Genomic DNA, 22142 nt, shown 5'->3' with positions numbered 1-22142 from the left:
ATCGCCTTCACGTCTAGTGTTCCGGGCGTCACTCAGCGGGCATGAACGGCTGTACCGAAAGCACCGGACCAGGAGAGGACGAAGGTGACCGAGGGGACCGGCGTCGTCGCCGGGGACCTGCCGGACGAGCTGACCGCGGCCGAGGCGGGCATGTGGCAGGCCTTCCGCAACGGCACTGTGTACGACCTGAGCTGCGGCGACACCGTGGTGGACGATCCGCACGGCGGACACCCGTGGGGTCCGGAGCGCACGGTGCGGGCGCGGATCGTGGCCTGGCTGCTGCTGGGCGGCCCGCCGGCGCTCGCGGGCCGGGTCTCCTCGCTGAAGCTGACCGGCGTGCGGATCAACGGCACGCTGGACCTCTCGGGCGGCACGGTTCGGCCGTACGTCGAGCTGCGCGGCTGCCGCTTCGACGAGGAGGTCCTGCTGCCGGAGGCCCGGTTCACGACCTTGCGCATGGTGGACTGCGCGGTGCCCCGGCTGGAGGCGGCCCGGGTGCACACCGAGGGCGACCTGCACCTGCCGCGGTGCCGGTTCCAGAACGGGGCCCGGCTGACGGACGCGCGCATCGGCACCGATCTGATGCTCAACGAGGCGGTGGTGTACCGCGACCGCAGCGGGCGGTCGATCTCGGCGGACGGCATGACCGTCGGCCAGGACCTCCAGGCGGAGATGCTGCAGTCGCACGGCGAACTGCGGCTGCGCGGCGCCAAGGTGGGCGTCTCGCTCAGCCTGCGCGGCGCGAACCTGGACAACCCGTACTCCCGCTACGCCCTGAACGCACCCCAGCTGACCGTCGAGCGCACCCTGTACCTGACCCCGGCCGGCGTCGGCAGCCCGCTGCTGAGCGGCACGACACCGGCGCGCGGGACGCGTATCCAGCGCTTCGACTGCCGGGGCGGGATACGGCTGGACGACGGGCGGTTCGGGGACGCCGTCGACTTCGAACGGGCCCGGTTCACCCTCACCGACGACCAGGAGCTGTCACTGCGCCGGGTGCACGCGTCGGAGCTGCGCTTCCTCGGGGACGGGCCGCAGCGCGGCAAGGTGGTGCTGTCCGGCGCGCGGATCGTCAGCCTGGTGGACCGGGCGGCGAGCTGGCCGGGCCCCGGCAATCTGCACATGGGCGGCTTCGTGTACGAGAACCTCGTCCCGCGCGGTCCGTTCCCGCTGGCCGGCCGGCTGGACTGGGTGGCGGCGGCCACCGCGGAGTACGCCCCGGAGCCGTACGAGCGGCTGGCGGCGGTGCTGCGGGCGGCCGGCGAGGACGAGGACGCGCGGGAGGTGCTGCTCGCCAAGCAGCGGCGGCGCCGCGAGACGCTGCCGCTGGCCGGGAAGTTCTGGGGGTACGTCCAGGACTTGACGGTCGCCTACGGCTACCGTCCCGGCCGGGCCGCGGTGTGGATGGCGGTGCTGTGGGCGGCGGGCACGCTGGCGTTCGCGCACGCGGACCATCCGCCGACGAGCCACGACGCCCATCCGTACTGGAGTCCGGCCCTGTTCACGCTGGACCTGCTGCTGCCGGTGATCGACCTGGGCCAGGTCGGCCAGTGGCAGCTGCACGGCGGCTGGCAGTGGCTGGCGGCCGTGATGATCCTGCTCGGCTGGATCCTGGCGACGACGGTGGCGGCGGGGGCGACCCGACTGCTGCGGCGGAGCTGAGCGACGGGCGACCCGACTGCTGCGGCGAAGCTGAGCGTCGACGGCGGCGCGGGCACGCGGGCGGGGCGGAGGCGGGGCGCGCGGGGTACGAGCGGCGTAGGCGCGCGGGGGCGCGGGTGGGTGAGGTGGGGCGCGAGGAGCCGGTGGGTAAGGCGGGGCCTGAGGACGAGGAGCCGGTGGGTAAGGCGGGGCCTGAGGAGCCGGTGGGTGAGGCGGGGCCTGAGGAGCCGGTGGGTGAGGCGGGGCCTGAGGAGCCGGTGGGTAAGGCGGGGCCTGAGGAGCCGGTGGGTGAGGCGGGGCGCGAGGCGCGGTGGGTGAGGCGGGGCGCGGGCTGCGCACGGGACGGCCTCTCGGGGCGCAGGCGGCGCGGAGGACAGCCACCGAGGAGCGCGGACGGTCCGGAGGACCCGTGACCCGCCCGGAGGGCGCGGGCGGCGCACAGGACGGCCACCCGGGGGCGCGCGATGGCACCGGTCCTCCCAGGGGGCGCAGGGGGCGCGGAAGCCACAGATGGCTCAAACATTGAAGAATCACCTTTACCGGCCCTTGACCGTCCGCCGTACAACTTTCCATGACTTGCCGGAAGCCTCTGGCGCGCCGCCGACCTGCGGTCTTTCAATGGTCGGCACCATGGTTCTGCTTCCCTCGTTCATCCGCCCCACCCGGATGACCAAACGCTCCACGCGCCCGGCCGGCCGACCGCCGGCCGGGGACGAGGTCGTACTCGACGCCGCCGACGACCGCCTCTCGCCCGCACTGGTCGCGGCCGGCCGGGGCGAGTACCACGCCGCGGCCGAGCTGCTCGCGACCACCCGCACCGGGGGCGAGTGGGAGAACCACGACCGGTACGTCCGGCATCTGGCCGCCTTCGCCCGTTCGCGTCCCGAGTGGTTCGAGTCCTGGCGGGCGGCCACCCCGGCGAAGCCCGACGCCCTGCTGGTCGAGGCACAGCTGGCCGTGGACCGCGCCTGGCCCTCGCCTGCCCGCGCCGAGCTGCTGCGCGAGGTGAGCCCGCTGATCACCGCCGCCGCCCGCGCCGACGACCGCGACCCGGTGCCCTGGCGGATCGCGCTCGACCACGCGCGCGGCTCGCGGGCCGGTCACCGGTACTTCGAGGAGCTGTGGGAAGCGGCCGTCCGCCGCGCCCCGCACCACTACGGCTGCCATGTGGCCGCCCTGCGCTACCTGGCCAGCTTCCGGCGCGGTTCCCACGGCGCCTGCTTCGACTTCGCCGAGCGGGCCGCGCAGGACGCCCCGGCCGACTCGCTCGTCCAGGCCCTGCCGGCCCGGGCCGCCTTCGGCTACCTGATCGACGGCCGCGGCCTTGAGATCCCGCGCGCCCGGCTGGATGCCGCCGCCGACCGGGCTCTCACGCTCTCCGCCCGCTTCCCCACGGCCGACCCGTGGGCCGCACAGGTCCGCAACAAGCTCCTGTACGTCCTGCTGCGCCTGCACCGCTGGGAGGACGCCCGCGCCGAGCTGCGCCGGATCGGCCCGTACGCCACGTCCTTCCCCTGGGAGCGGTTCTCCGAGGACCCGCTCGGCCACTTCCTGCGGCTGCGCGAGCACCTGCTGACGGCGGGATCCCGGCCCGCCCCCGCAGGCCTCATGGCGCTGATGAGCGCCCCTGAAGTCCCCCTCGGCAAGCGCGGCGGACACGCGTACGCCGGTGACCACTAGGCTGGGGCGTCGTGACCACCGTCCGTCTCCCGCTCTTCCCGCTGAACACGGTGCTGTTCCCGGGGCTCGTGCTGCCGCTGAACGTCTTCGAGGAGCGCTATCGCGCCATGATGCGCGAGCTGCTCAAGACACCGGAGGACGAGCCGCGCCGGTTCGCCGTCGTGGCCATCCGCGACGGCTACGAGGTGGCGCCGAGCGCCCCCGGCATGCCGGACCCCACGGCACAGCCCGACCGGGGGCCCGCCGCGGGCTTCGGCCCGGACCCCCTGAAGTCCTTCCACGGGGTGGCGTGTGTGGCGGACGCGGCGACCGTCCGGGAGCGGGCCGACGGCACGTTCGAGGTGCTGGCGACGGGCACGACCCGGGTGCGGCTGCTCTCGGTCGACGCGACGGGCCCGTTCCTGACGGCGGAGCTGGAGGAGCTGCCGGAGGAGCCGGGCGACGAGGCGGGCGCGCTGGCCGAGGGGGTGCTGCGCTCCTTCCGCCAGTACCAGAAGCGGCTGGCGGGCGCGCGGGAGCGCTCGCTGTCGACGGGCGCGGACCTGCCGGACGACCCTTCGGTGGTGTCCTACCTGGTCGCGGCGGCGATGGTGCATGACACGCCGACGAAACAGCGGCTGCTCCAGGCCCCCGACACCGCGTCCCGCCTGCGCGACGAGCTGAAACTCCTTCGCGCCGAGACGGCCATCATCCGTAGTCTTCCGTCACTGCCCGCGTTCGAGCTGACACGGGCGCCGACGAGCTTGAACTGACGAAGACGGCGGGACGAGCCGGAGACCAGGAAGAACCGCGGAGCAGGACAGATGGCGAAGAAGTCGAAGAAGCAACAGCAGCAGTCCGCAGGCACCCCCGCGACGGTCGCCCTGTCCTCGGCCGGCGTGGACTTCGCGGTCCACTCCTACGACCACGACCCCTCCCACCCCTCCTACGGCGAGGAGGCGGCGGAGGCGATGGGTGTCTCCCCCGACCGCGTCTTCAAGACCCTGGTGGCCGACGTCGACGGCACGCTGACCGTTGCGGTGGTCCCGGTGTCCGGCTCCCTGGACCTGAAGGCCCTCGCGGCGGCGGTGGGCGGCAAACGAGCCACGATGGCCGACCCGACCCTGGCCGAGCGCACCACGGGCTATGTCCGCGGCGGCATCTCACCCCTGGGCCAGCGCAAGAAGCTCCCGACGGTCCTGGACGACTCGGCCGAATCGCACGAAACGATCTGCGTCTCAGCCGGCCGCCGCGGCCTGGAGGTGGAACTGTCCCCAACGGCCCTGACCAAGTTGACGAACGCGGTGCTGGCGCCTATCGGGCGGGGCTGACGCGACCGGAACCGGCGTCCGGGCGGCTGCTCGCGTCTGCCGGTGACCTGCCGGTGGCCCACCGGCGGACGGAACCCCCGGCACAGCGCCACCCAGACGAGCCCAAAACCCGCTGCTCGCAACCATCGGTCCGCGCTGCGGCGGGCGAAGGGCGCAGCTTCCCGGCGGGGCTGACACGGGCGGAACGGCCGTCTGGGGGTCGACGAACAACCTGCTCGCACCCACCGAGCCGGGCCGACGCCGGGGTGGGGCAACGGAGGCGGCTTCCCGGCGGGGCCGACGCGGGCGGAACCGGCGTCCGTCGGGCTGGGCGGACGGACAACCTGCTCGCACCCGTCAGGCCGGGCCGGCGCCGGGGCGTTGGGGGGAACTGGCGGGGGGTCTCGGGGTGGTTGAGCTGAGCTGAACCGGGACGGCCACTTGTCAGTCGACCGAGTCGGGTGGGTAGGTGGGAAACGGGGGCCAGGGGGCGGGCCCCCTGGTCACGGCGTCGGCGTCTCGGGGTCGCGGGGGCCGAACAGTGCCGTGAGGCCCAGGTGGACCAGCAGCGCGCCCAGCGGCCAGGCCAGCAACGCCCCCTTGGCGTCCAGCTTCAGCGGTGCCGAGAAGGTGACCCCCTTCCCCACGGCCTTGGCATGCGCGAGCACGTCGGACATGGGCCCGAGCCACACCCCCAACCGCCACGCCAGCACCGACCCGAGCAGCGCGCCCAGCCCGAGTGCCACCACGACCGGCACACCCCCACGCCGCCGCAGCAGGAAGACCGCCACCGCGCTGACGAGCCCGAAGCCCAGCCCCAGCAGGGTGAAGGTGCCGTCCACACCCGCCGCCTGCTCGCCCTCGCTGTCCTTGAGGTAGACGACCCAGTTCTTGTCGACCACGTCGCCGACCAGCGGCACATGCGGCGCCAGCCACCACCACAGCAGCCCCAGCAGCACCCCGCCCAGCGCCACGGCCACCGTGATCACGGCGGCATCCCGCAGTTCGGTCTTCATCCCGGGGCCGTCCTGTTCGTACACGCCCCCGGACATCCCGGCAGGCGGCGGCGCCTGCCAGACATCGTCCGGGGACTGGTTGTGCGGCGGCGTAGGCGGAGTCAACGGTGCGGTCACCCTGACATCGTGCCAGGTCGCGCTGTGCGCCGCGTCACCGGACGGCGGCCCTGCGGTACGCCCGGGCCGCCACGGCCAGCGAGACGACCCCGACACCGGCGCACACCCCCAGGTCGAGCAGCACAACGGCCCAGTCCGGATGCGCCCCGAAGGTGCGGGCGTACGCCTCCACACCGTACGTCGACGGCAGCAGATCCCGCGCCAGCCGTACGATCTCCGGCATCCGGTCGGCCGGCAGCACACCCAGCAGCAGCGCCGCCGACATGCCCAGCTGCCCGAGCAGTGTGGCCAGCTCGGGCCGCGGCGCGAGCAGCCCACAGGCGGCGCCGAGCCCGGACAGCGCGGCCCCGGCGAGCGGGATCACGGCCACGAGAATCCACAGATTGCCCAGCGGCAGCCCGAACAGGACACACCCGAAGACAGCCGTCACCAGCGTCCCCGGCACGGTGAAGGAGGCGTACGCCGCCGCCGCGCCCAGCACCACGGCCGCAGGCGGCACCGGCAGGGTGGCGTAGTGATCGAGCCCGCCGCTCGCCCGCAACTGCCCGAAGTACTGCGCCAGCAGATTCAGCGCCACATACGCGACGACCAGCACCGACGACCCCGCCACCACGGACTGGGCCTCACTCCCGCTGTCGACGACACCCCGCATCATCACGGTGATGCCGACGGACTGGAAGGTCGCCACGAACAGCAGCGGAATCCGCGCCACCCGGGCCCGGGACAGCTGCGCCCGGTAGACGGCCGCCAGGGACGGCCACAGCCGCGCGGGCGGTCCGAGCTCAGCCGCGCCCGGCGCCGTCTCCGGCACCACCCGGCGGCCGCCCGGCAGAACCTCGGCGGGTACGACACTCACGACGAGCTGCTCCTCTTCCCTGCGCCAGTCCCACAGACCGCGGTCCTGCAGACCGCAGTCGCACCGACCGCGGTCGCACCGACCCATACGCACCGCACGCCCGCCGCGCTCATGCCTTCACCAACCCCTGCCGGGCCGCGCCGCCGAGCGCCAGGTAGACGTCCTCCAGGCTGGGCGTGGCGAGCGTGAAGTCGTCCAGGGCGGCGAAGGCGGCCCCACCGGTGACGGTGGCGACGGCGGCCCGGGCCTCCTCGGGCGCGAGCCGCAGCGTCCAGCGCCGGCCGGACTCCACGGCGCGTTCACGCAGCGCGGCGACCTCGGGCACCTGAAGCGGCGCCCGGTCCCGCCACACCAGCTCGACCCGCACCTCTCCGGCGACCTGTTCCTTCAGCCCCGCCGGGGTGTCACAGGCGATCACCCGGCCCTGGTCGATGACGGCGACCCGGTCCAGCACGGTCTCGGCCTCGATGACATTGTGGGTGACCAGCAGCACGGTCGTACCGCGCTCGGCGCGCCGCCGGTCCACGGCCGCCCAGACCGCACGCCGGGCCACCGGGTCCATGCCGGTGGTCGGCTCGTCCAGCACGAGCAGCGGGCGCTCGCCGACGAGGGCGGCGGCGAAGCAGGCGAGCCGGCGCTGCCCGCCGGACAGCTTCTTCAGCGCCCGCCCGGCGATCGGCGTGAGCCCCAGCTCCTCCAGTACGGCGTCCCGTTCGGCCCGGGCCCGCGTCACGTCCAGGCCGCGCAGGCGTCCGGTGGTCTCGGCGGCGAGGGAGACGGTCAGCTCGTCCAGCGCCGAGGACTCCTGCCCCAGGTAGGCGAGGAGGCGCGCGGCCCGCTCGGGGTGCCGGACGATGTCGTGCCCGAGGATCTCGATGCTGCCGGTGTCCGGCCGCAGCAGCCCGGTGAGCTGCCGTACGAGCGTGGACTTGCCGGCGCCGTTCGGCCCGAGCAGCCCGAAGACCTCGCCGCGCCGCACATCCAGCTCGACCCCGTCGGTGGCCCGCACCTCGGGAGTGCCGGGCGCACCCCGCCGGCCCTTGACGGCCGGATAGGTCTTGCCGAGCCCGCGCACGCGTACGACCTCGTCATACCGAGGTGCCTGTGCCGCGCGCGTACTCACAAGGGACGAGAGTACGGGGTCGGACCGCTTTACTCGCCTTTGGGGCCACTTCCGTACGCGACCGGTAAGAAATCCCCGCCGCTACTCCCCCGTCGCACTCTCCGCCGCCGCCGGAACGTCGATCTCCCGCCAGAACCCCGCCCGAATGGCGTAACGGTCGTGCTCGTCGATCTGGTCGTCCTTGTGGGCGAGCAGCCCGAACCGCGCGGCGTACCGCAGCAGCTCGCCGTCGATGCGGTGCGGGATGCGCGGATACAGCTGCGAGAGCTTCTGCAGCTGGGCCTGGTCGCCGAGCCGGGACATCCAACGGCGGGCGAAGACCTGTCCCACCTCGTACGGGTCGCCGCCGACGGTGGTGATGTCCTCCTCACGGTCGGCCCACCGCTGCTCCGCCGTGGTGAGCTGGGCGAGCGTCGGCATGGAAGCGACCTCGGGCGGCTCGGCGACCGCGCCCGGCCGGTCCACCCAGCCCTTGTCGGAGGACCAGCGCAGGGTCGCGGTCGCGGGGTGCTGGGCGGAGGGGACGCCGGGGGCGCGCAGGGCGGCGAGGTCCTTGGGGGTGGGGACGCCCTTGTGGGCGGTGGCCCGCTCCTGGGTGCCGTTCTCCGTCACCGTCGCGGCCGGCTGGGGCGCACCCTGTTCGGCCGGCCGCTCGGCCGCCGCCGCGAGCGCGGACTCGGGCAGCGGCGCGGAGAGGATCGCGGCGATCTCGGGCCGGGGCGCGGGTGGCGGGGCGCAGATGCCGGTCAGTTCCTTGACGCGGACGGCCTGGGTGATCCAGGCGCGGTCCAGCACACGCCGCTCGTCGGCCTCGGCGACCAGGTCCTCGGACTGGTTGTAGTCGCCGTCGGCGGCCTGTACGGCCCACAGGTGGACGGCGACGCCGTGCTCCTTGGCGGCCATCATGCCGGGCAGCAGATCGCCGTCGCCGGTGACGAGGACGATGTCGGAGCAGGCGCGGTTGCGGGCCAGTTCGGTCAGCTCGGCGTGCATGGCGGCGTCCACGCCCTTCTGCGCCCAGCGCCCGTCGCTGCGGGTGAGGGCGCCGAGCCGGACGGTGACCCGGGGCATCACGCGCAGCCGGCGATGCTCCGGTTGGGGGACACGGTCGGGGGCGCCGTCGAACCAGTAGATGCGCAGCAGGGGACGCTCGGTGTCGGACTCCGCGCGTTCCCGCAACGCATGGATCAGGGCCGTGTGGTCGACGGTGATCCGGGACCGCGAGGGCTCACCGGCGAGGAGGCTGGCGGCGGCTCCCAGCAGGTACCCGGCGTCCACCAGGACGATGCAGCGGTCCACGCGACTCACCCTCTTCCCGGGAGGTTTTGCTTCGGACTTCCTTCGAGTCTGCCCGACGGCGCGGGGGTTAACGGCCCGAACTCGATCTTCGGCGTGGCGTTTGCGGATCCCGCTCGCCCACCTGCCCTGTCACACACGGTAATTATCCGACATGCGCTTGATGTCAGCGTATGTGAATCTGGTCCCGGCCCTGGCCCCTAGATCCCCCACAGGAGGCAGATCACCATGGCCAAGAACAAGAACCGCAAGCAGGCCGGCCCGCAGAACCGCGCGTCGCACGCCGAGCAGAGCAACGAGCACGCGCAGCGGCAGACGGAGGCGCACGAGTCGCCGGTGTCGCACATCCAGGGCAGCCCGGCGGATGTTGCCGGCAAGAAGCGGAAGAGCTTCGGCCACAACTAAAGGGCAGTTGAAGCCCAGGCAGCAGGAGGGGCGCACCCTTGGCGGGTGCGCCCCTTCGTGCGTGTGCTCACGCAGCGGGCTCAGCCCGCGAGGCAGGACGGGCCGAGCAGCACCTTCAAGTCGCCGAAGAGTGCGGGGTCGGGCTTGACCCGGTGCCGGTCCAGGCGCAGCACGGTGGTCTTGCGCGGGCCCTGGAGCTTGATGCGGACCTCGCTGTCGCCCTTGTGATGGCTGAGGATCTCGCCGAGGCGGCTGACCATGGGCGGAGTGACCTTCACGGCCGGGATGGTGAGGATCACCGGCGCGTTGGTGCCCGCGTTGGACAGGTCCGGGACCATCAGCTCCATGGCGACGAGCCGGGGCACGTCCTCGCGCTTGTCGAGACGTCCCTTGACGAACACCACGGCGTCCTCGACGAGTTGGGTGGACACCAGCTGGTAGGTCGCCGGGAAGAACATGCACTCGATGGAGCCTGCGAGGTCCTCGACGGTGGCGATCGCCCAGGCGTTGCCCTGCTTGGTCATCTTGCGCTGCAGGCCGGAGATGATGCCGCCGATGGTGACGACCGCGCCGTCGGCGTGCTCGCCTCCGGTGAGCTGGGCGATGCCCGCGTCGGCCTTGTCGGCGAGGACGTGTTCCAGGCCGAAGAGGGGGTGGTCGGAGACGTACAGACCGAGCATCTCCCGCTCCTGGGCGAGCAGATAGGTCTTGTCCCACTCGTCGGTGGAGAACTCCACGTCGAGTCCGAAGCCGGGCTCGCTGGTGGTGTCCTCGCCCATGCCGCCGAAGAGGTCGAACTGCCCCTCGGCCTCCTTGCGTTTGACCGCGACCACGTTGTCGATCATCGGCTCGTACTGCGCCATGAGGCCCTTGCGGGTGTGGCCCATCTCGTCGAAGGCGCCGGCCTTGATGAGCGATTCGGTGGTGCGCTTGTTGCAGACCACCGCCTCGACCTTGTCGAGGTAGTCGGGGAAGGAGGCGTACTTCCCCTGCGCCTTGCGGCACTTGATGATCGACTCGACCACGTTGGTGCCGACGTTGCGGACGGCGGAGAGGCCGAAGAGGATCACGTCGTCGCCCTGGGCGGCGAAGTTGGCCTCGGACTCGTTGACGTTCGGCGGGAGCACGCGGATGCCCATGCGGCGGCACTCGTTGAGGTAGACCGCCGACTTGTCCTTGTCGTCCTTGACGGAGGTCAGCAGCGCGGCCATGTACTCGGCGGGGTGGTTCGCCTTGAGGTAGGCGGTCCAGTAGGAGACCAGGCCGTACGCGGCGGAGTGCGCCTTGTTGAAGGCGTAGCCGGCGAAGGGGACCAGCACGTCCCACAGCGCCTGGATGGCCTCGTCGCTGTAGCCGTTCTTGCGGGCGCCGGCCTGGAAGATGGTGAAGTTCTTCGCCAGTTCCTCGGGCTTCTTCTTGCCCATGACCCGGCGGAGGATGTCGGCCTCGCCGAGCGAGTAGCCCGCGATGATCTGGGCAGCCTTCTGCACCTGCTCCTGGTAGACGATCAGGCCGTAGGTGACGTCCAGGACCTCCTTGAGCGGCGCCTCCAGCTCGGGGTGGATCGGCGTGATCTCCTGCTGCCCGTTCTTGCGCAGGGCGTAGTTGGTGTGGGAGTTCATGCCCATCGGGCCCGGCCGGTACAGGGCCGACACGGCGGAGATGTCTTCGAAGTTGTCGGGCTTCATCAGCCGCAGCAGGGACCGCATGGGGCCGCCGTCGAACTGGAAGACGCCGAGGGTGTCGCCGCGCTGGAGCAGGTCGAAGGTCGTGGGGTCGTCGAGCGGCAGGGACAGCAGGTCGATGTCGAGGCCCTTGTTGGCCTTCACCATCTTGACCGCGTCGTCCATGATCGTGAGGTTGCGCAGGCCCAGGAAGTCCATCTTCAGCAGGCCGAGCGACTCACAGCTCGGGTAGTCCCACTGGGTGATGGTCACGCCGTCGGTGTGCCGCACCCACACCGGGACGTGTTCGGTGATGGTCTCGCTGGACATGATCACGCCGGCGGCGTGCACGCCCATCTGCCGGACCAGGCCCTCCACACCGCGCGCGGTGTCGATGACCTTCTTCACGTCCGGCTCGTTCTCGTACATCGCGCGGACCTCGCCCGCCTCGCTGTAGCGGGGGTGGCTGGGGTCGGTGATGCCGGACAGCGGGATGCCCTTGCCCAGGACGTCGGCGGGCATGGCCTTGGTGATGCGGTCGCCCATCGCGTACGGGTAGCCCAGCACGCGCGCGGAGTCCTTGATCGCGTTCTTCGCCTTGATGGTGCCGTAGGTGCCGATCATGGCGACCTTGTCGGCGCCGTACTTCTCGGTCACGTACCGGATCACCTCGACGCGCCGGCGCTCGTCGAAGTCGATGTCGACATCGGGCATCGAGATGCGCTCGGGGTTGAGGAAGCGCTCGAAGATCAGGCCGTGCGGAATCGGGTCGAGGTCGGTGATGCCCATGGCGTAGGCGACGATCGAGCCGGCCGCGGAGCCTCGGCCGGGGCCGACGGCGATGCCGTTGTTCTTGGCCCACATGATGAAGTCGGCGACCACGAGGAAGTAGCCGGGGAAGCCCATCGAGATGATGACGTCCATCTCGTAGTCGGCCTGCTTCTGGCGGTCCTCGGGGATGCCGCCCGGGTAGCGGCGCTCCATGCCGCGGCGGACCTCCTCCTTGAACCAGGTGACCTCGGTGTAGCCCTCGGGGATGTCGAACTTGGGCATGAGGTCGCGCTTCTCGAACATGCCGTCCGTGTCGACCATCTCGGCGACGAGGAGCGTGTTGGCGCAGCCTTCCTGCCAGGCGTCCGAGGAGTCGATGGCGTACATCTCGTCCGTGGACTTCAGGTAGTAGCCGGTGCCGTCGAACTTGAAGCGGTCCGGGTCGGAGAGGTTCTTGCCGGTCTGGATGCACAGCAGGGCGTCGTGGGCACCCGCCTCGTGCGCGTAGGTGTAGTGCGAGTCGTTGGTGACCAGCGGGGGGATGCCGAGCTTCCTGCCGATCTCCAGCAGGCCGTCGCGAACCCGGCGCTCGATCTCGATGCCGTGGTCCATCAGCTCCAGGAAGTACCGGTCCTTGCCGAAGATGTCCTGGTAGTCGGCGGCGGCCTTCAGGGCCTCGTCGAAGTGGCCGAGGCGCAGCCGGGTCTGCACCTCGCCCGAGGGGCAGCCGGTGGAGGCGACGATGCCCTCGGACCACTGGGCGATGGTCTCCTTGTCCATCCGGGGCCACTTCTGCAGCCAGCCCTCGGCGTAGGCGTCGGAGGAGAGGCGGAAGAGGTTGTGCAGACCGGTCTTGTTCACGGCCCACATCGTCTTGTGGGTGTAACCACCGGAACCGGAGATGTCGTCCCGCTTCTGGTGCGGCTGGCCCCAGAGGATCTTGCGCTTGTTGCGCCGGGACTCGGGGGCGACGTACGCCTCGATCCCGATGATCGGGGTGATTCCGGCCTTCTTCGCGGAGTGGAAGAAGTCGTACGCCCCGTGGAGGTTGCCGTGATCGGACATGGCGATGTGCGTCATGCCCATCTCGTTGCAGGCGTTGAACATGTCCTTGAGCCGCGCGGCACCGTCCAGCAGCGAGTACTGGGTGTGTACGTGCAGGTGCGTGAAGGGCGGCTTTGACACGGTATGGCCTCCAACGGAAACACTTGGCGACGGGCTGGCGGACAGTTCTGGGGACAGCGTCGAAGTCTATGCCTCGGGACTGACACTCGCGGGCCCCATCCGCGTACCTTCATGCGGGAACCGGGCACTCCCGCGTGGCGTCGCCCGTTGGAGACGGCAGAAACGCTGTCGTACAGGTAGGCACGGAAAGCACCAGGAGGCACCCAGCGATGTCGTTCCCCCAGCTCAGCGACGAGCAGCGCGGCGAGGAGATCCTCGCCGTCTTCGACACCGCCTTCGGCCGGCTCCTGGCCGCCGACCCGGCCGCGTTCCGGGTGAAGTTCCGGAAGATGGCGGCCTCGGCCTTCGCGTTCTACCGGGGCACGGCGTGCCTCTTCTACCACGACCTGGACGCCGAGAAGCGCGGTGGTCCATTTCTGGACGACCGCACCTCGCGCGTGTGGATCCACGGCGATCTGCATGCGGAGAACTTCGGCACGTACATGGACTCCAACGGCCGCCTGGTCTTCAACGTCAACGACTTCGACGAGGCCTACGTCGGCCCGTTCACCTGGGACCTGAAGCGCTTCTCGGCGTCGATCGCCCTCATCGGGTACGCGAAGGCGCTCAGCGACGAGCAGATCACCGAGCTGGTGCAGACCTACGCGGCCGCCTACCGCGAGCGCATCCACGCGCTGGCCACCGGCGCGAAGAGCGACGAGGTGCCGCCGTTCACCCTGGACACCGCCGAGGGCCCGCTGCTGGGCGCCCTGCGCGCGGCCCGCTCGCTGACCCGCTTCGAGCTGCTGGACTCGATGACGGAGATCCGGGACTTCGAGCGCCGCTTCGCGCCGGGCGGGGGCTCGATCGAGCTGGACGCGGCCACCCGCTACAAGGTCCTCGCGGCCTTCGACGGCTACCTGGAGACGCTGCCGGACTCCTCCCTGGCCCGCCCGGACTCCTACCGCGTGAAGGACGTCGTCGGCCGACGGGGCATCGGGATCGGGTCGGCGGGCCTGCCGTCGTACAACATCCTGCTGGAGGGGCACAGCGACGCCCTGGAGAACGACGTCGTGATCTACATCAAGCAGGCCCAGACCCCGGCCGTCTCCCGGCACATCACGGATCCGGCCATCGCCGGCTACTTCCAGCACGAGGGCCACCGCACGGTGATCTCCCAGCGCGCCCTGCAGGCGCACGCCGACCCGTGGCTGGGCTGGACCGAGCTGGACGGCGCGGGCCAGCTGGTGGCCGAGGTCTCGCCGTACGCCGTCGACCTGGACTGGGGCGACATCGACGACCCGGAGGAGATCGCGCAGGTCGTCGCCGACCTGGGCCGGGCCACTGCGACGATGCACGCGGCGGCGGACGACACCTCCGGCGAGTCCCTGGTGCCGTTCTCCACCGAGCGTGCCATCGACGCGGCCATCGCCGCCGACGAGGAGGGCTTCGCACCCCTCCTGGTGGACTTCGCGCACGGCTACGGCGCACGCGCGCGTGCCGACCACCAGATCTTCGTCGACCTGTTCCGCAACGGCCGGATTCCGGGGCTGTAACCTTCGCGGACTCACAGGCACCCTTTAGGGGGCCTTTACCCGCGTACGTGACACACTCTTCTCTCGCTATGGACATATCCGGGGCCCAGCTCAGAACCGTGCGAGCGGCGCTGTTCACGGCTGTCGTCGTGACGCTCAGCACCGCGTCGCACGTGCTGCTGTCCCGGGCCCCGCTGCCGGTGGCGACCGTGCTCGCGGTCGCCGCCGCAGTGTTCGCCACCGCGTATGCGCTGGCGGGCCGCGAGCGCGGCTTCGGCCGCATCGCGGCCCTGCTGATCCCGCTGGAACTGGCCGCCGACACGGTGTTCACCACCGGCCAGAACACCTGTTACGGCAGGGCGGGGGGCCCGGTCGCCGGCCCCCTGCACGCGTTCGGCTTCGACGTGCTGTGCCGGGGCGGTGCCGTCGGCACCCCACTGGCCCAGATGACCGGGACCGACGGCCGTCCCGGGGCGCTGCTCGCGCACGCCAGTCCGGCCGCCGCCTGGCTGCTGCTCGCCGCGCACGTCGGCGTGGGTCTGCTCGCCGCCGCCTGGCTGCGCCGGGGCGAGCGGGCGCTGGTGCAGCTGCTGCGCGCGGTCGCCGCCACCACCTTCCGGCCGCTGCTGCTCGCGGTCGCCGCGGGCGCCGTCCGGCTGACCCCGGCGCGCCGGCTGCCGCGCCCGGCCCCGCGCCGGGCCGCCGCCCGCGACCGGCTTCTCGTGCACTCCCTGGGACGGCGTGGACCGCCGTGCTCGCCCGCCCTCGCCCTCGCCGGCGAGGCCTGAGCACTTCCAGTCCCCCACACGTATCCCGCGTACGGCATGTGCGCGTCCCACACGGAGATCACCAACATGAGCAAGCGAAACAGCCAGTCGGCGAAGACGGCGGCCCGGGAGCGGCTGCGTCAGGAGCGCGAGCGGCAGGCCAAGCGCGACAAGGCAAAGCGGCAGGTCATCGTGGCCGCCTCGGTCGTGGCCGTGCTGGCCGCGGCCGGCGGCATCGGCTATGCCGTCGTCCAGGCGAACACACCCACCGGGTGGAACGCCGCGAAGACCAAGCCGCTCGTGAAGCCGGCCAACACCACGGGCGCGGACGGCACGACCGTCGTCATCGGCAAGAGCACCGCCCAGAAGACCCTCACCATCTACGAGGACCCGCGCTGTCCGGTCTGCGCGCAGTTCGAGCAGACGGTCGGTTCGACCGTGAAGAAGGACATCGACGACGGCAAGTTCAAGCTCCGGTACGTCGGTGCCACCTTCCTCGACAAGAACCTGCCCGGTGTGGGCTCCAAGAACGGGCTCAGCGCCCTCGGCGCCGCGCTCAACGTCAGCCCGGAGGCGTTCCTCGAGTACAAGGCCGCGATGTACTCGACGAAGTGGCACCCCGACGAGAACGACGACAAGTTCAAGGACGACGCCTATCTGATCAAGATCGCGGACACGGTTCCCGCCCTGAAGGGCAACGCGACGTTCCAGAAGGCCGTGAAGGACGGCACCTACGATCGGTGGGCGCTGGAGGAGTCCAAGATCTTCGACAAGGACGGCATCCAGGGCACCCCGACCCTGAAGATGGACGGCAAGACGCTGACGGGCGCCGACGGCAAGAACCCGCCTATGACCGTGGCCGACTTCGACAAGGCCATCGACGCGGCACTCAAGGGCTGACGCACCGGCGGAATCCGTCCTTCCCGTGAAGAGCGGGCGAACATTGGGAGTTCGCCCGCTCTCACGTGCGTACCGGTCAGTAACCTGATCGGCCGTGACCAGTCGAAAAAGATCACTTTCGGCCGCCGAAGGCCTCAACTCCCTCTCGCCCCGCCGCCGTACGGTCGTCAAGGCCGCGGCGGCGACCGCTGTGCTGGCCGGCCCGCTCGCCGCCTCCCTTCCGGCGCGCGCCGCCGACCAGGCCCCCGCCTTCCTGCACGGTGTCGCCTCCGGTGACCCGCTGCCCGACGGTGTCCTGCTGTGGACCCGGGTGACCCCGACCCCCGACGCCGTACCCGGTTCCGGGGTGGGCCCGGACACCGAGGTGAGCTGGGTCGTCGCCAGGGACAAGGCGTTCAGCAGCATCGTCGCCAAGGGCTCGGTGACCGCGACCGCGGCCTCCGACCACACCGTGAAGGCCGACGTGCGCGGCCTGCAGCCGGCCACCGACTACTGGTTCCGCTTCTCGGCCGGCGGCACCGACTCCCCGGTGGCGCGCACCCGCACCGCGCCGGCGACCGACGCGGCCGTGGCGAACCTCCGCTTCGGCGTGGTCACCTGCGCCAACTGGGAGGCCGGTTACTTCGCCGCCTACCGCCATCTCGCGGCCCGCAGCGATTTGGACGCCTGGCTGCACCTCGGCGACTACATCTACGAGTACAAGTCCGGCGAGTACGCGGCGCGCGGCACGGTCGTCCGCCCGCACGCACCGGCCAACGAGATCATCACGCTCGCCGACTACCGGATCCGGCACGCGAAGTACAAGACCGACCCCGACCTCCAGGCCCTGCATCTGAAGGCGCCGGTCGTCGCGATCTGGGACGACCACGAGTTCGCCGACAACGCCTGGTCGGGCGGCGCGGTCAACCACACCGAGGGCGCGGAGGGCACCTGGACGGCCCGCAAGGCGGCCGCCAGGCAGGCCTACTTCGAGTGGATGCCGGTCCGCCCCGCCATCGAGGGCACCACCTACCGGCGGCTGCGCTTCGGCAAGCTCGCCGACCTGTCCCTGCTGGACCTGCGCTCCTTCCGCTCCCAGCAGGCGTCCGCGGGCAGCGGCTCGGTGGACGACCCGAACCGCACGATCACCGGGCGGGCCCAACTCGACTGGCTGAAGGCCGGGTTGAAGGCCTCCGACACCAGGTGGCGGCTGGTCGGCAACTCGGTGATGATCGCGCCGTTCGTCATCGGCTCCCTCACCGCCGACCTCCTCAAGCCGCTCGCCAAGCTGCTCGATCTGCCGCAGGACGGCATCGGCGTCAACACCGACCAGTGGGACGGCTACACCCACGACCGTCGCGAACTCCTCGACCACCTGCGCTCGAACGGCATCGGCAACACCGTCTTCCTGACCGGTGACATCCACATGTCCTGGGCCAACGACGTGCCGGTGGACGCGGGCACCTATCCGCTGTCGCCGTCGGCGGCCACCGAGTTCGTGATCACCTCGGTGACCTCCGACAACCTCGACGACATCGTCAAGGTCCCCGAGGGCACGGTCTCCGCCGTCGCCGCGCCGCTCATCGAGGTCGCCAACCGGCACGTCCACTGGGTGGACACCGACCGGCACGGCTACGGCGTGCTGGACATCACCGCCGACCGCGCGCAGATGGACTACTACGTCCTGTCCGACCGCACCGACCAGAACGCGACCTCCCAATGGGTGCGCTCCTACCGCACCCGCAGCGGCACGCAGCGGGTCGAACGGACCTACGACCCGGTGTAGCCGGCGGCTATCCGGACTGCAGGGTGTCGAGGAAGCCGAGCGCCACCCGCCAGGTGGCCTCGGCGGCCTCGGCGTCGTAGTCGGGCAGCTCGGGGTCGGTGTAGAGGTGCCCGGCGCCGGCGTAGCGGTAGACCTCCACGTCGGCTCCGGCGCGCCCCATCTGCAGGTACCAGGCGGTCAGCCAGTCGTCCGTCTCGAACGGGTCCGGCTCGGCCACATGCAGCTGCACCGGCAGCTCGTCCACGTGCGCCGTCGGCGCGATGTCCGACGTGCCGTGCAGAAGCAGCAGCCCGCGCGCCTTGTCGTCGCCGAGGGCGAGGGTCTGGGCGATCGAGGCGCCGAGCGAGAACCCGGCGTACACCAGCCCGCGGTCCGAGTAGGGGGCCGCCGCCAGCACGGCCCGCTTCAGCAGTTCCTCCTTGCCGACCGACTCCTTGAACTCCATGCCCTCCTCGACGGTGTCGAACGTGCGCCCCTCGAAGAGGTCCGGCGTCCACACCTCGTGACCGGCCGCGCGCAGCCGGTCCGCGGCCTCGCGTACCGCGGGCCTGAGGCCGTAGGTCGAGTGAAAAAGCATGATGTTCATGAGGCCATGGTGCCAGCCGGTGCGAGATCGCCGGCACCGCCGCAGCCGGGAACACGCCGAACTCACATGTTCATGCCCGCCGGGCACCGGTTAGAAGCTGGTGCATGGAGAACCTGGTCCGCCCTGTGATCGTGATCGGCGGCTCGGTGCTGCTCACGCTGGCCGTCGGCTGGGCCACCGACCGGCTGCTGCGCAAGGCCGACGAACGCGAACACGACTCACCGCTGTGGGCGCTGCTGCGCCGCGGCCGCGTCCCCTACCAGCTCGTGCTGTGCGCCGCCCTGCTCCGCGGGTCCTACGACCAGGCGAAGCTGCTGGAGCGGCACCAGGTCGGCATCGGCCGGGCACTGACACTGGTGCTGATCGGCTCCGCCGCCTGGCTGGTCATCCGGATCGCCGCGGCGATCGTCGAGACCACCTACAGCCGCTACGCCCGCGCGCACCGGGATCCGGCCCGGGTGCGCAGGGTGCGCACACAGGTGGAGCTGATCATGCGGGTGGTGTCGGCGATCGTCATCGTCGTGGCGATCGCGGCCATGCTGCTGACGTTCCCGGCGATGCGGGCGGCCGGCGCCTCGCTGCTGGCCTCGGCGGGCATCCTCGGCATCGTGGCCGGTGTCGCCGCCCAGTCGACCCTGTCCAACATGTTCGCCGGACTGCAGATCGCCTTCGGGGACATGGTGCGCATCGGCGACACGGTGGTCGTGGACGGCGAGTGGGGCACGGTCGAGGAGATCACCCTGACCTTTCTGACGGTACGGACCTGGGACGAGCGCCGGATCACCATGCCGGTGTCGTACTTCACCTCCAAACCCTTCGAGAACTGGTCGCGGGGCACCCCGCAGATGACCGGCACCGTCTTCTGGCACCTGGACCACAGCGCGCCCATCGAGGCGATGCGCGAGAAGCTGCGTGACATCCTGCGCGAGAGCCCCGCCTGGGACGGCCGCGCCTACGGCCTCGTGATGACCGACAGCACGCCCAACACCGTCCAGGTGCGGGCCCTGATGACCGCGAAGGACGCCGACGACATCTGGACGGTGCGGGTCACGGTCCGCGAGCAGATGATCACCTGGCTGGCGAGGGAACACCCGTACGCCCTCCCTCGCGTCAACACCTCCGAGGCGGTGCCGCGTCCCGCGGAGCCGGTCAGTGGCCGCGCTCCGCGCCCCCGTTGACCTGGATGACCTGTGAGGTGACGTGCGCGGCTCCGGGCGAGGCCAGCCAGTGCAGGGTCGCGGCCACGTCTCCCGGTATCCCGGCGCGGCCGGTCGAGGTCTCGGCGATGAGCTGCGCCCGCCGCTCCGGCGTCGGGCCGGCGCCGAAGAACTCGGTGTCCTCGATGTAACCGGGCGCGACCACGTTCACGGTGATGCCGTGCGGTCCCAGCTGCCGGGCCAGATCGTGTGCGTACGGGTGCAGCGCGGCCTTGGACGCCGCGTAGGCGCCGCTGCCCGAACCGCGGTAGGCGGCGATGGACGAGATGAACAGCACCCGCCCGCCCGGTTCGGCGAGCCGGTCCTTCAGGGCTTCGGTGAGCAGAGCGGCGGTCAGGGTATTGAGCCGGAAGTTGTCCGTCCAGGCGTGGGCCACCAGCTCCAGGGGGTCCTCGCCACCGGCCGGCGGATGCTGGCCCCCGGCGCCTCCGGCGCTGTGCACGAGCACGTCGACCGTGCCGAGTTCCCGGGCGACGAACTCTGCCACGCCCCGTACGTCCGCCGGCTCCGTCAGGTCTGCCGCAAAGGTGAGGGAGCCGGGCACCGCGGCCTTCTCCAGCACCTCCGCGCGCCGCCCCAGCAACAGCACCCGGTCGCCGTCCGCCGCGAAGGCCTGCGCCGTCGCCAGCCCGATGCCCGTACCACCACCACTGATCACGATGTTGCGAGTCATGATCCGAGAGTAGGAGTGATCGGCCGACGATGCCGGGATTTGTCCACAGGTCCGCCATGTTCATATGACTTTTCATGCACAGGGCTCAGCTCACGGCAAACTGCGCACGTCGTCCGGCAGCCCCGGGACAGCAGAGCCAACTGATCCACGGCCGGCGCTCCCGGGGTCGACAGTCACACGGCAGGCCTCAAGCCGGCCACCGACCAGCCCGAACGCCTGCCGCCGCCGGAGCGCTGCGCGGGCTTCTACAGGGCCCGGCGCATCGCCCGGTGCGGGATGCCGGCGTCCGGGAACTCCGGGCCGTACGCCACATAGCCGAGCCGCTCGTAGAAGCCCAGCGCGTGGGTCTGTGCGTGCAGGTCCACCGCGGTGAGGCCATGCGCGCGTGCCGCCTCCTCGATGGCCCGCACCAGGGCCACGCCGACGCCGAGCCCGCGGGCCTCACGGGCGACGGCGAGCCGCCCCAGGGAGCCCACCGAGGCGTCGCCGCCGGTCTTCGCCGCCGCGGGCTCGCCGTGCAGCAGCCGCCCGGTGCCGAGCGGCACGCCGTCCTCGCGGACCGCGAGCACATGCACGGCGACCGCGTCGTAGGCGTCGTACTCGATGGTCTCGTCGACGCCCTGCTCGCGGACGAAGACCTCCTTGCGGACCGCAAAGCACGCCTCGCGGTCGGCGGGATCCTCGGCGACCCGGACGGTGTACGGCGCGCTCACGCGTACGTCTCCTCGCGAACCTGGTCGAGGGCCTTCTGCAGGTCCTCGGGATAGGCGCTCTCGAACTCCACCCACTCGCCGTCCCCGGGGTGCTCGAAGCCGAGGCGCACGGCGTGCAGCCACTGGCGGGTCAGGCGCAGCCGCTTGGCGAGGGTGGGGTCGGCGCCGTAGGTGAGGTCGCCGACACAGGGGTGGCGGTGGGCGGACATGTGGACGCGGATCTGGTGGGTGCGGCCCGTCTCCAGCTTCACGTCCAGCAGGGAGGCGGCGCGGAAGGCCTCGATGAGGTCGTAGTGCGTCACCGAGGGCTTGCCGTCGGCCGTGACCGCCCACTTGTAGTCGTGGTTCGGGTGGCGGCCGATGGGCGCGTCGATCGTGCCGCTCGTCGGGTCCGGGTGGCCCTGGACCAGGGTGTGGTAGCGCTTGTCGACCGTGCGCTCCTTGAACTGGCGCTTGAGCGAGGTGTACGCCCGCTCCGACTTGGCGACCACCATCAGGCCCGAGGTGCCGACGTCCAGGCGGTGCACGATGCCCTGGCGCTCGGCGGCGCCGGAGGTGGAGATCCGGTATCCGGCGGCGGCGAGACCGCCGATGACGGTGGGGCCGCTCCAGCCCGGCGACGGATGCGCGGCCACGCCGACCGGCTTGACGATCACGACCACGTCCTCGTCGTCGTGCACGATCTCCATGCCCTCGACCGGCTCGGCGACCACCTGCACCGGCGCGGGCGCCTGGGGCATCTCGACCTCCAGCCAGGCGCCGCCGCTCACCCGCTCGGACTTGCCGACCACCGTGCCGTCGACCTGGACCTTGCCGGCCGCGGCCAGCTCCGCCGCCTTGGTGCGGGAGAAGCCGAACATGCGGGAGATGGCGGCGTCGACGCGCTCGCCCTCCAGGCCGTCGGGCACGGGCAGGGTACGGATCTCGGGAATCGTGCTCACCC

At 71.4% G+C, this 22142-nt stretch carries 19 protein-coding genes; 10 read left to right on the top strand and 9 right to left on the bottom strand.

Translation table 11 applies throughout. The annotated features are described in order from the left end of the window. Window positions 1–84 precede the first annotated feature (84 nt). From ACZ418_RS26770 to ybaK, 4 genes are all read left to right on the top strand, one after another. Window positions 85–1662, top strand: a complete 1578-nt coding sequence (locus ACZ418_RS26770) for an oxidoreductase (RefSeq protein ID WP_468367607.1) — start codon at window positions 85–87, stop codon at window positions 1660–1662. Between the two features lie 618 nt (window positions 1663–2280). After that, window positions 2281–3342: a hypothetical protein gene (locus tag ACZ418_RS26765; protein ID WP_468367604.1), complete on the top strand. Its 1062-nt coding sequence runs from the start codon at window positions 2281–2283 to the stop codon at window positions 3340–3342. An 11-nt stretch (window positions 3343–3353) separates the two neighbouring features. Next, window positions 3354–4094 carry an LON peptidase substrate-binding domain-containing protein gene (locus ACZ418_RS26760; RefSeq protein ID WP_468367601.1) on the top strand — a complete coding sequence of 247 codons (741 nt, stop codon included), beginning with the start codon at window positions 3354–3356 and terminating at the stop codon, window positions 4092–4094. A gap of 51 nt (window positions 4095–4145) precedes the next feature. Then, entirely contained in the window at window positions 4146–4652 is a 507-nt protein-coding gene (ybaK, locus tag ACZ418_RS26755) for a Cys-tRNA(Pro) deacylase (protein WP_468367599.1), read from the top strand. Between the two features lie 482 nt (window positions 4653–5134). Here the strand turns inward: ybaK and ACZ418_RS26750 are convergent, their stop codons facing one another. The 4 genes from ACZ418_RS26750 to ACZ418_RS26735 form a co-directional block, all read right to left on the bottom strand. Continuing rightward, a complete protein-coding gene (locus tag ACZ418_RS26750) occupies window positions 5135–5764 on the bottom strand; it encodes an AAA family ATPase (RefSeq protein WP_468367596.1) in 630 nt (209 codons plus the stop codon). Window positions 5765–5798: 34 nt separating this feature from the next. Then, entirely contained in the window at window positions 5799–6620 is an 822-nt protein-coding gene (locus tag ACZ418_RS26745) for an ABC transporter permease (RefSeq protein ID WP_468367594.1), read from the bottom strand. Window positions 6621–6729: 109 nt separating this feature from the next. After that, the gene (locus tag ACZ418_RS26740) at window positions 6730–7743 is read right to left on the bottom strand and encodes an ABC transporter ATP-binding protein (protein WP_468367591.1); all 1014 of its coding nucleotides are present in this window, start codon (window positions 7741–7743) and stop codon (window positions 6730–6732) included. Between the two features lie 81 nt (window positions 7744–7824). Beyond that, window positions 7825–9042, bottom strand: coding sequence for an NYN domain-containing protein (locus ACZ418_RS26735; RefSeq protein ID WP_468367588.1), 1218 nt, complete (start codon window positions 9040–9042; stop codon window positions 7825–7827). Between the two features lie 225 nt (window positions 9043–9267). Between ACZ418_RS26735 and ACZ418_RS26730 the strand changes: the two genes are divergently transcribed. After that, window positions 9268–9444 carry a hypothetical protein gene (locus ACZ418_RS26730; RefSeq protein WP_451004050.1) on the top strand — a complete coding sequence of 59 codons (177 nt, stop codon included), beginning with the start codon at window positions 9268–9270 and terminating at the stop codon, window positions 9442–9444. An 80-nt stretch (window positions 9445–9524) separates the two neighbouring features. Here the strand turns inward: ACZ418_RS26730 and dnaE are convergent, their stop codons facing one another. Then, entirely contained in the window at window positions 9525–13064 is a 3540-nt protein-coding gene (gene dnaE, locus ACZ418_RS26725; RefSeq protein ID WP_468367585.1) for a DNA polymerase III subunit alpha, read from the bottom strand. Window positions 13065–13273: 209 nt separating this feature from the next. On the opposite strand from dnaE, the gene ACZ418_RS26720 reads away from it, so the two are divergent. The 4 genes from ACZ418_RS26720 to ACZ418_RS26705 all read left to right on the top strand — a co-directional run bounded on the left by ACZ418_RS26720 (window position 13274) and on the right by ACZ418_RS26705 (window position 18010). Next, window positions 13274–14599 (top strand): DUF2252 domain-containing protein, encoded by a 1326-nt coding sequence (locus tag ACZ418_RS26720; protein WP_468367581.1) that lies wholly within the window; start codon window positions 13274–13276, stop codon window positions 14597–14599. Window positions 14600–14667: 68 nt separating this feature from the next. Next, window positions 14668–15366 carry a hypothetical protein gene (locus ACZ418_RS26715; protein ID WP_468367579.1) on the top strand — a complete coding sequence of 233 codons (699 nt, stop codon included), beginning with the start codon at window positions 14668–14670 and terminating at the stop codon, window positions 15364–15366. A 66-nt stretch (window positions 15367–15432) separates the two neighbouring features. After that, window positions 15433–16245, top strand: a complete 813-nt coding sequence (locus ACZ418_RS26710; RefSeq protein WP_468367577.1) for a DsbA family protein — start codon at window positions 15433–15435, stop codon at window positions 16243–16245. A 94-nt stretch (window positions 16246–16339) separates the two neighbouring features. Further along, on the top strand, window positions 16340–18010 hold the full coding sequence (locus ACZ418_RS26705; protein ID WP_468367574.1) for an alkaline phosphatase D family protein: 1671 nt from the start codon (window positions 16340–16342) through the stop codon (window positions 18008–18010). A gap of 7 nt (window positions 18011–18017) precedes the next feature. Here the strand turns inward: ACZ418_RS26705 and ACZ418_RS26700 are convergent, their stop codons facing one another. Continuing rightward, on the bottom strand, window positions 18018–18596 hold the full coding sequence (locus ACZ418_RS26700; protein ID WP_468367572.1) for a dienelactone hydrolase family protein: 579 nt from the start codon (window positions 18594–18596) through the stop codon (window positions 18018–18020). A gap of 104 nt (window positions 18597–18700) precedes the next feature. Here ACZ418_RS26700 and ACZ418_RS26695 point away from each other — a divergent pair, with 104 nt between their 5' ends. Next, window positions 18701–19774: a mechanosensitive ion channel family protein gene (locus ACZ418_RS26695; RefSeq protein ID WP_468367569.1), complete on the top strand. Its 1074-nt coding sequence runs from the start codon at window positions 18701–18703 to the stop codon at window positions 19772–19774. On the opposite strand, the gene ACZ418_RS26690 is transcribed toward ACZ418_RS26695, so the two are convergent. From ACZ418_RS26690 to ACZ418_RS26680, 3 genes are all read right to left on the bottom strand, one after another. Continuing rightward, window positions 19746–20486, bottom strand: a complete 741-nt coding sequence (locus ACZ418_RS26690; RefSeq protein WP_468367566.1) for an SDR family NAD(P)-dependent oxidoreductase — start codon at window positions 20484–20486, stop codon at window positions 19746–19748. The genes ACZ418_RS26695 and ACZ418_RS26690 overlap by 29 nt on opposite strands. A gap of 245 nt (window positions 20487–20731) precedes the next feature. Further along, complete coding sequence (locus ACZ418_RS26685; RefSeq protein ID WP_468367563.1) at window positions 20732–21199, bottom strand: GNAT family N-acetyltransferase; 468 nt, start codon at window positions 21197–21199, stop codon at window positions 20732–20734. Next, window positions 21196–22140 (bottom strand): RluA family pseudouridine synthase, encoded by a 945-nt coding sequence (locus tag ACZ418_RS26680; protein ID WP_468367560.1) that lies wholly within the window; start codon window positions 22138–22140, stop codon window positions 21196–21198. Before ACZ418_RS26680 ends, ACZ418_RS26685 begins: the two co-directional genes overlap by 4 nt. Between the last annotated feature and the right edge of the window lie 2 nt (window positions 22141–22142).

This window comes from Streptomyces sp. NPDC030820 (assembly GCF_055572075.1).
The sequence above is the reverse complement of the archived record's forward strand: the minus strand, read 5'-3'. Positions and strand labels throughout refer to the sequence as shown.

Coding starts and splice junctions, on each gene's coding strand:
- ACZ418_RS26720 (WP_468367581.1), top strand. CDS start 13,274: ATGTCGTTCCCCCAGCTCAGCGACGAGCAGCGCGGCGAGGAGATCCTC.
- ACZ418_RS26700 (WP_468367572.1), bottom strand. CDS start 18,596: ATGAACATCATGCTTTTTCACTCGACCTACGGCCTCAGGCCCGCGGTA.
- ACZ418_RS26765 (WP_468367604.1), top strand. CDS start 2,281: ATGGTCGGCACCATGGTTCTGCTTCCCTCGTTCATCCGCCCCACCCGG.
- ACZ418_RS26715 (WP_468367579.1), top strand. CDS start 14,668: ATGGACATATCCGGGGCCCAGCTCAGAACCGTGCGAGCGGCGCTGTTC.
- ACZ418_RS26690 (WP_468367566.1), bottom strand. CDS start 20,486: ATGACTCGCAACATCGTGATCAGTGGTGGTGGTACGGGCATCGGGCTG.
- ACZ418_RS26710 (WP_468367577.1), top strand. CDS start 15,433: ATGAGCAAGCGAAACAGCCAGTCGGCGAAGACGGCGGCCCGGGAGCGG.
- ybaK (WP_468367599.1), top strand. CDS start 4,146: ATGGCGAAGAAGTCGAAGAAGCAACAGCAGCAGTCCGCAGGCACCCCC.
- ACZ418_RS26695 (WP_468367569.1), top strand. CDS start 18,701: ATGGAGAACCTGGTCCGCCCTGTGATCGTGATCGGCGGCTCGGTGCTG.
- ACZ418_RS26730 (WP_451004050.1), top strand. CDS start 9,268: ATGGCCAAGAACAAGAACCGCAAGCAGGCCGGCCCGCAGAACCGCGCG.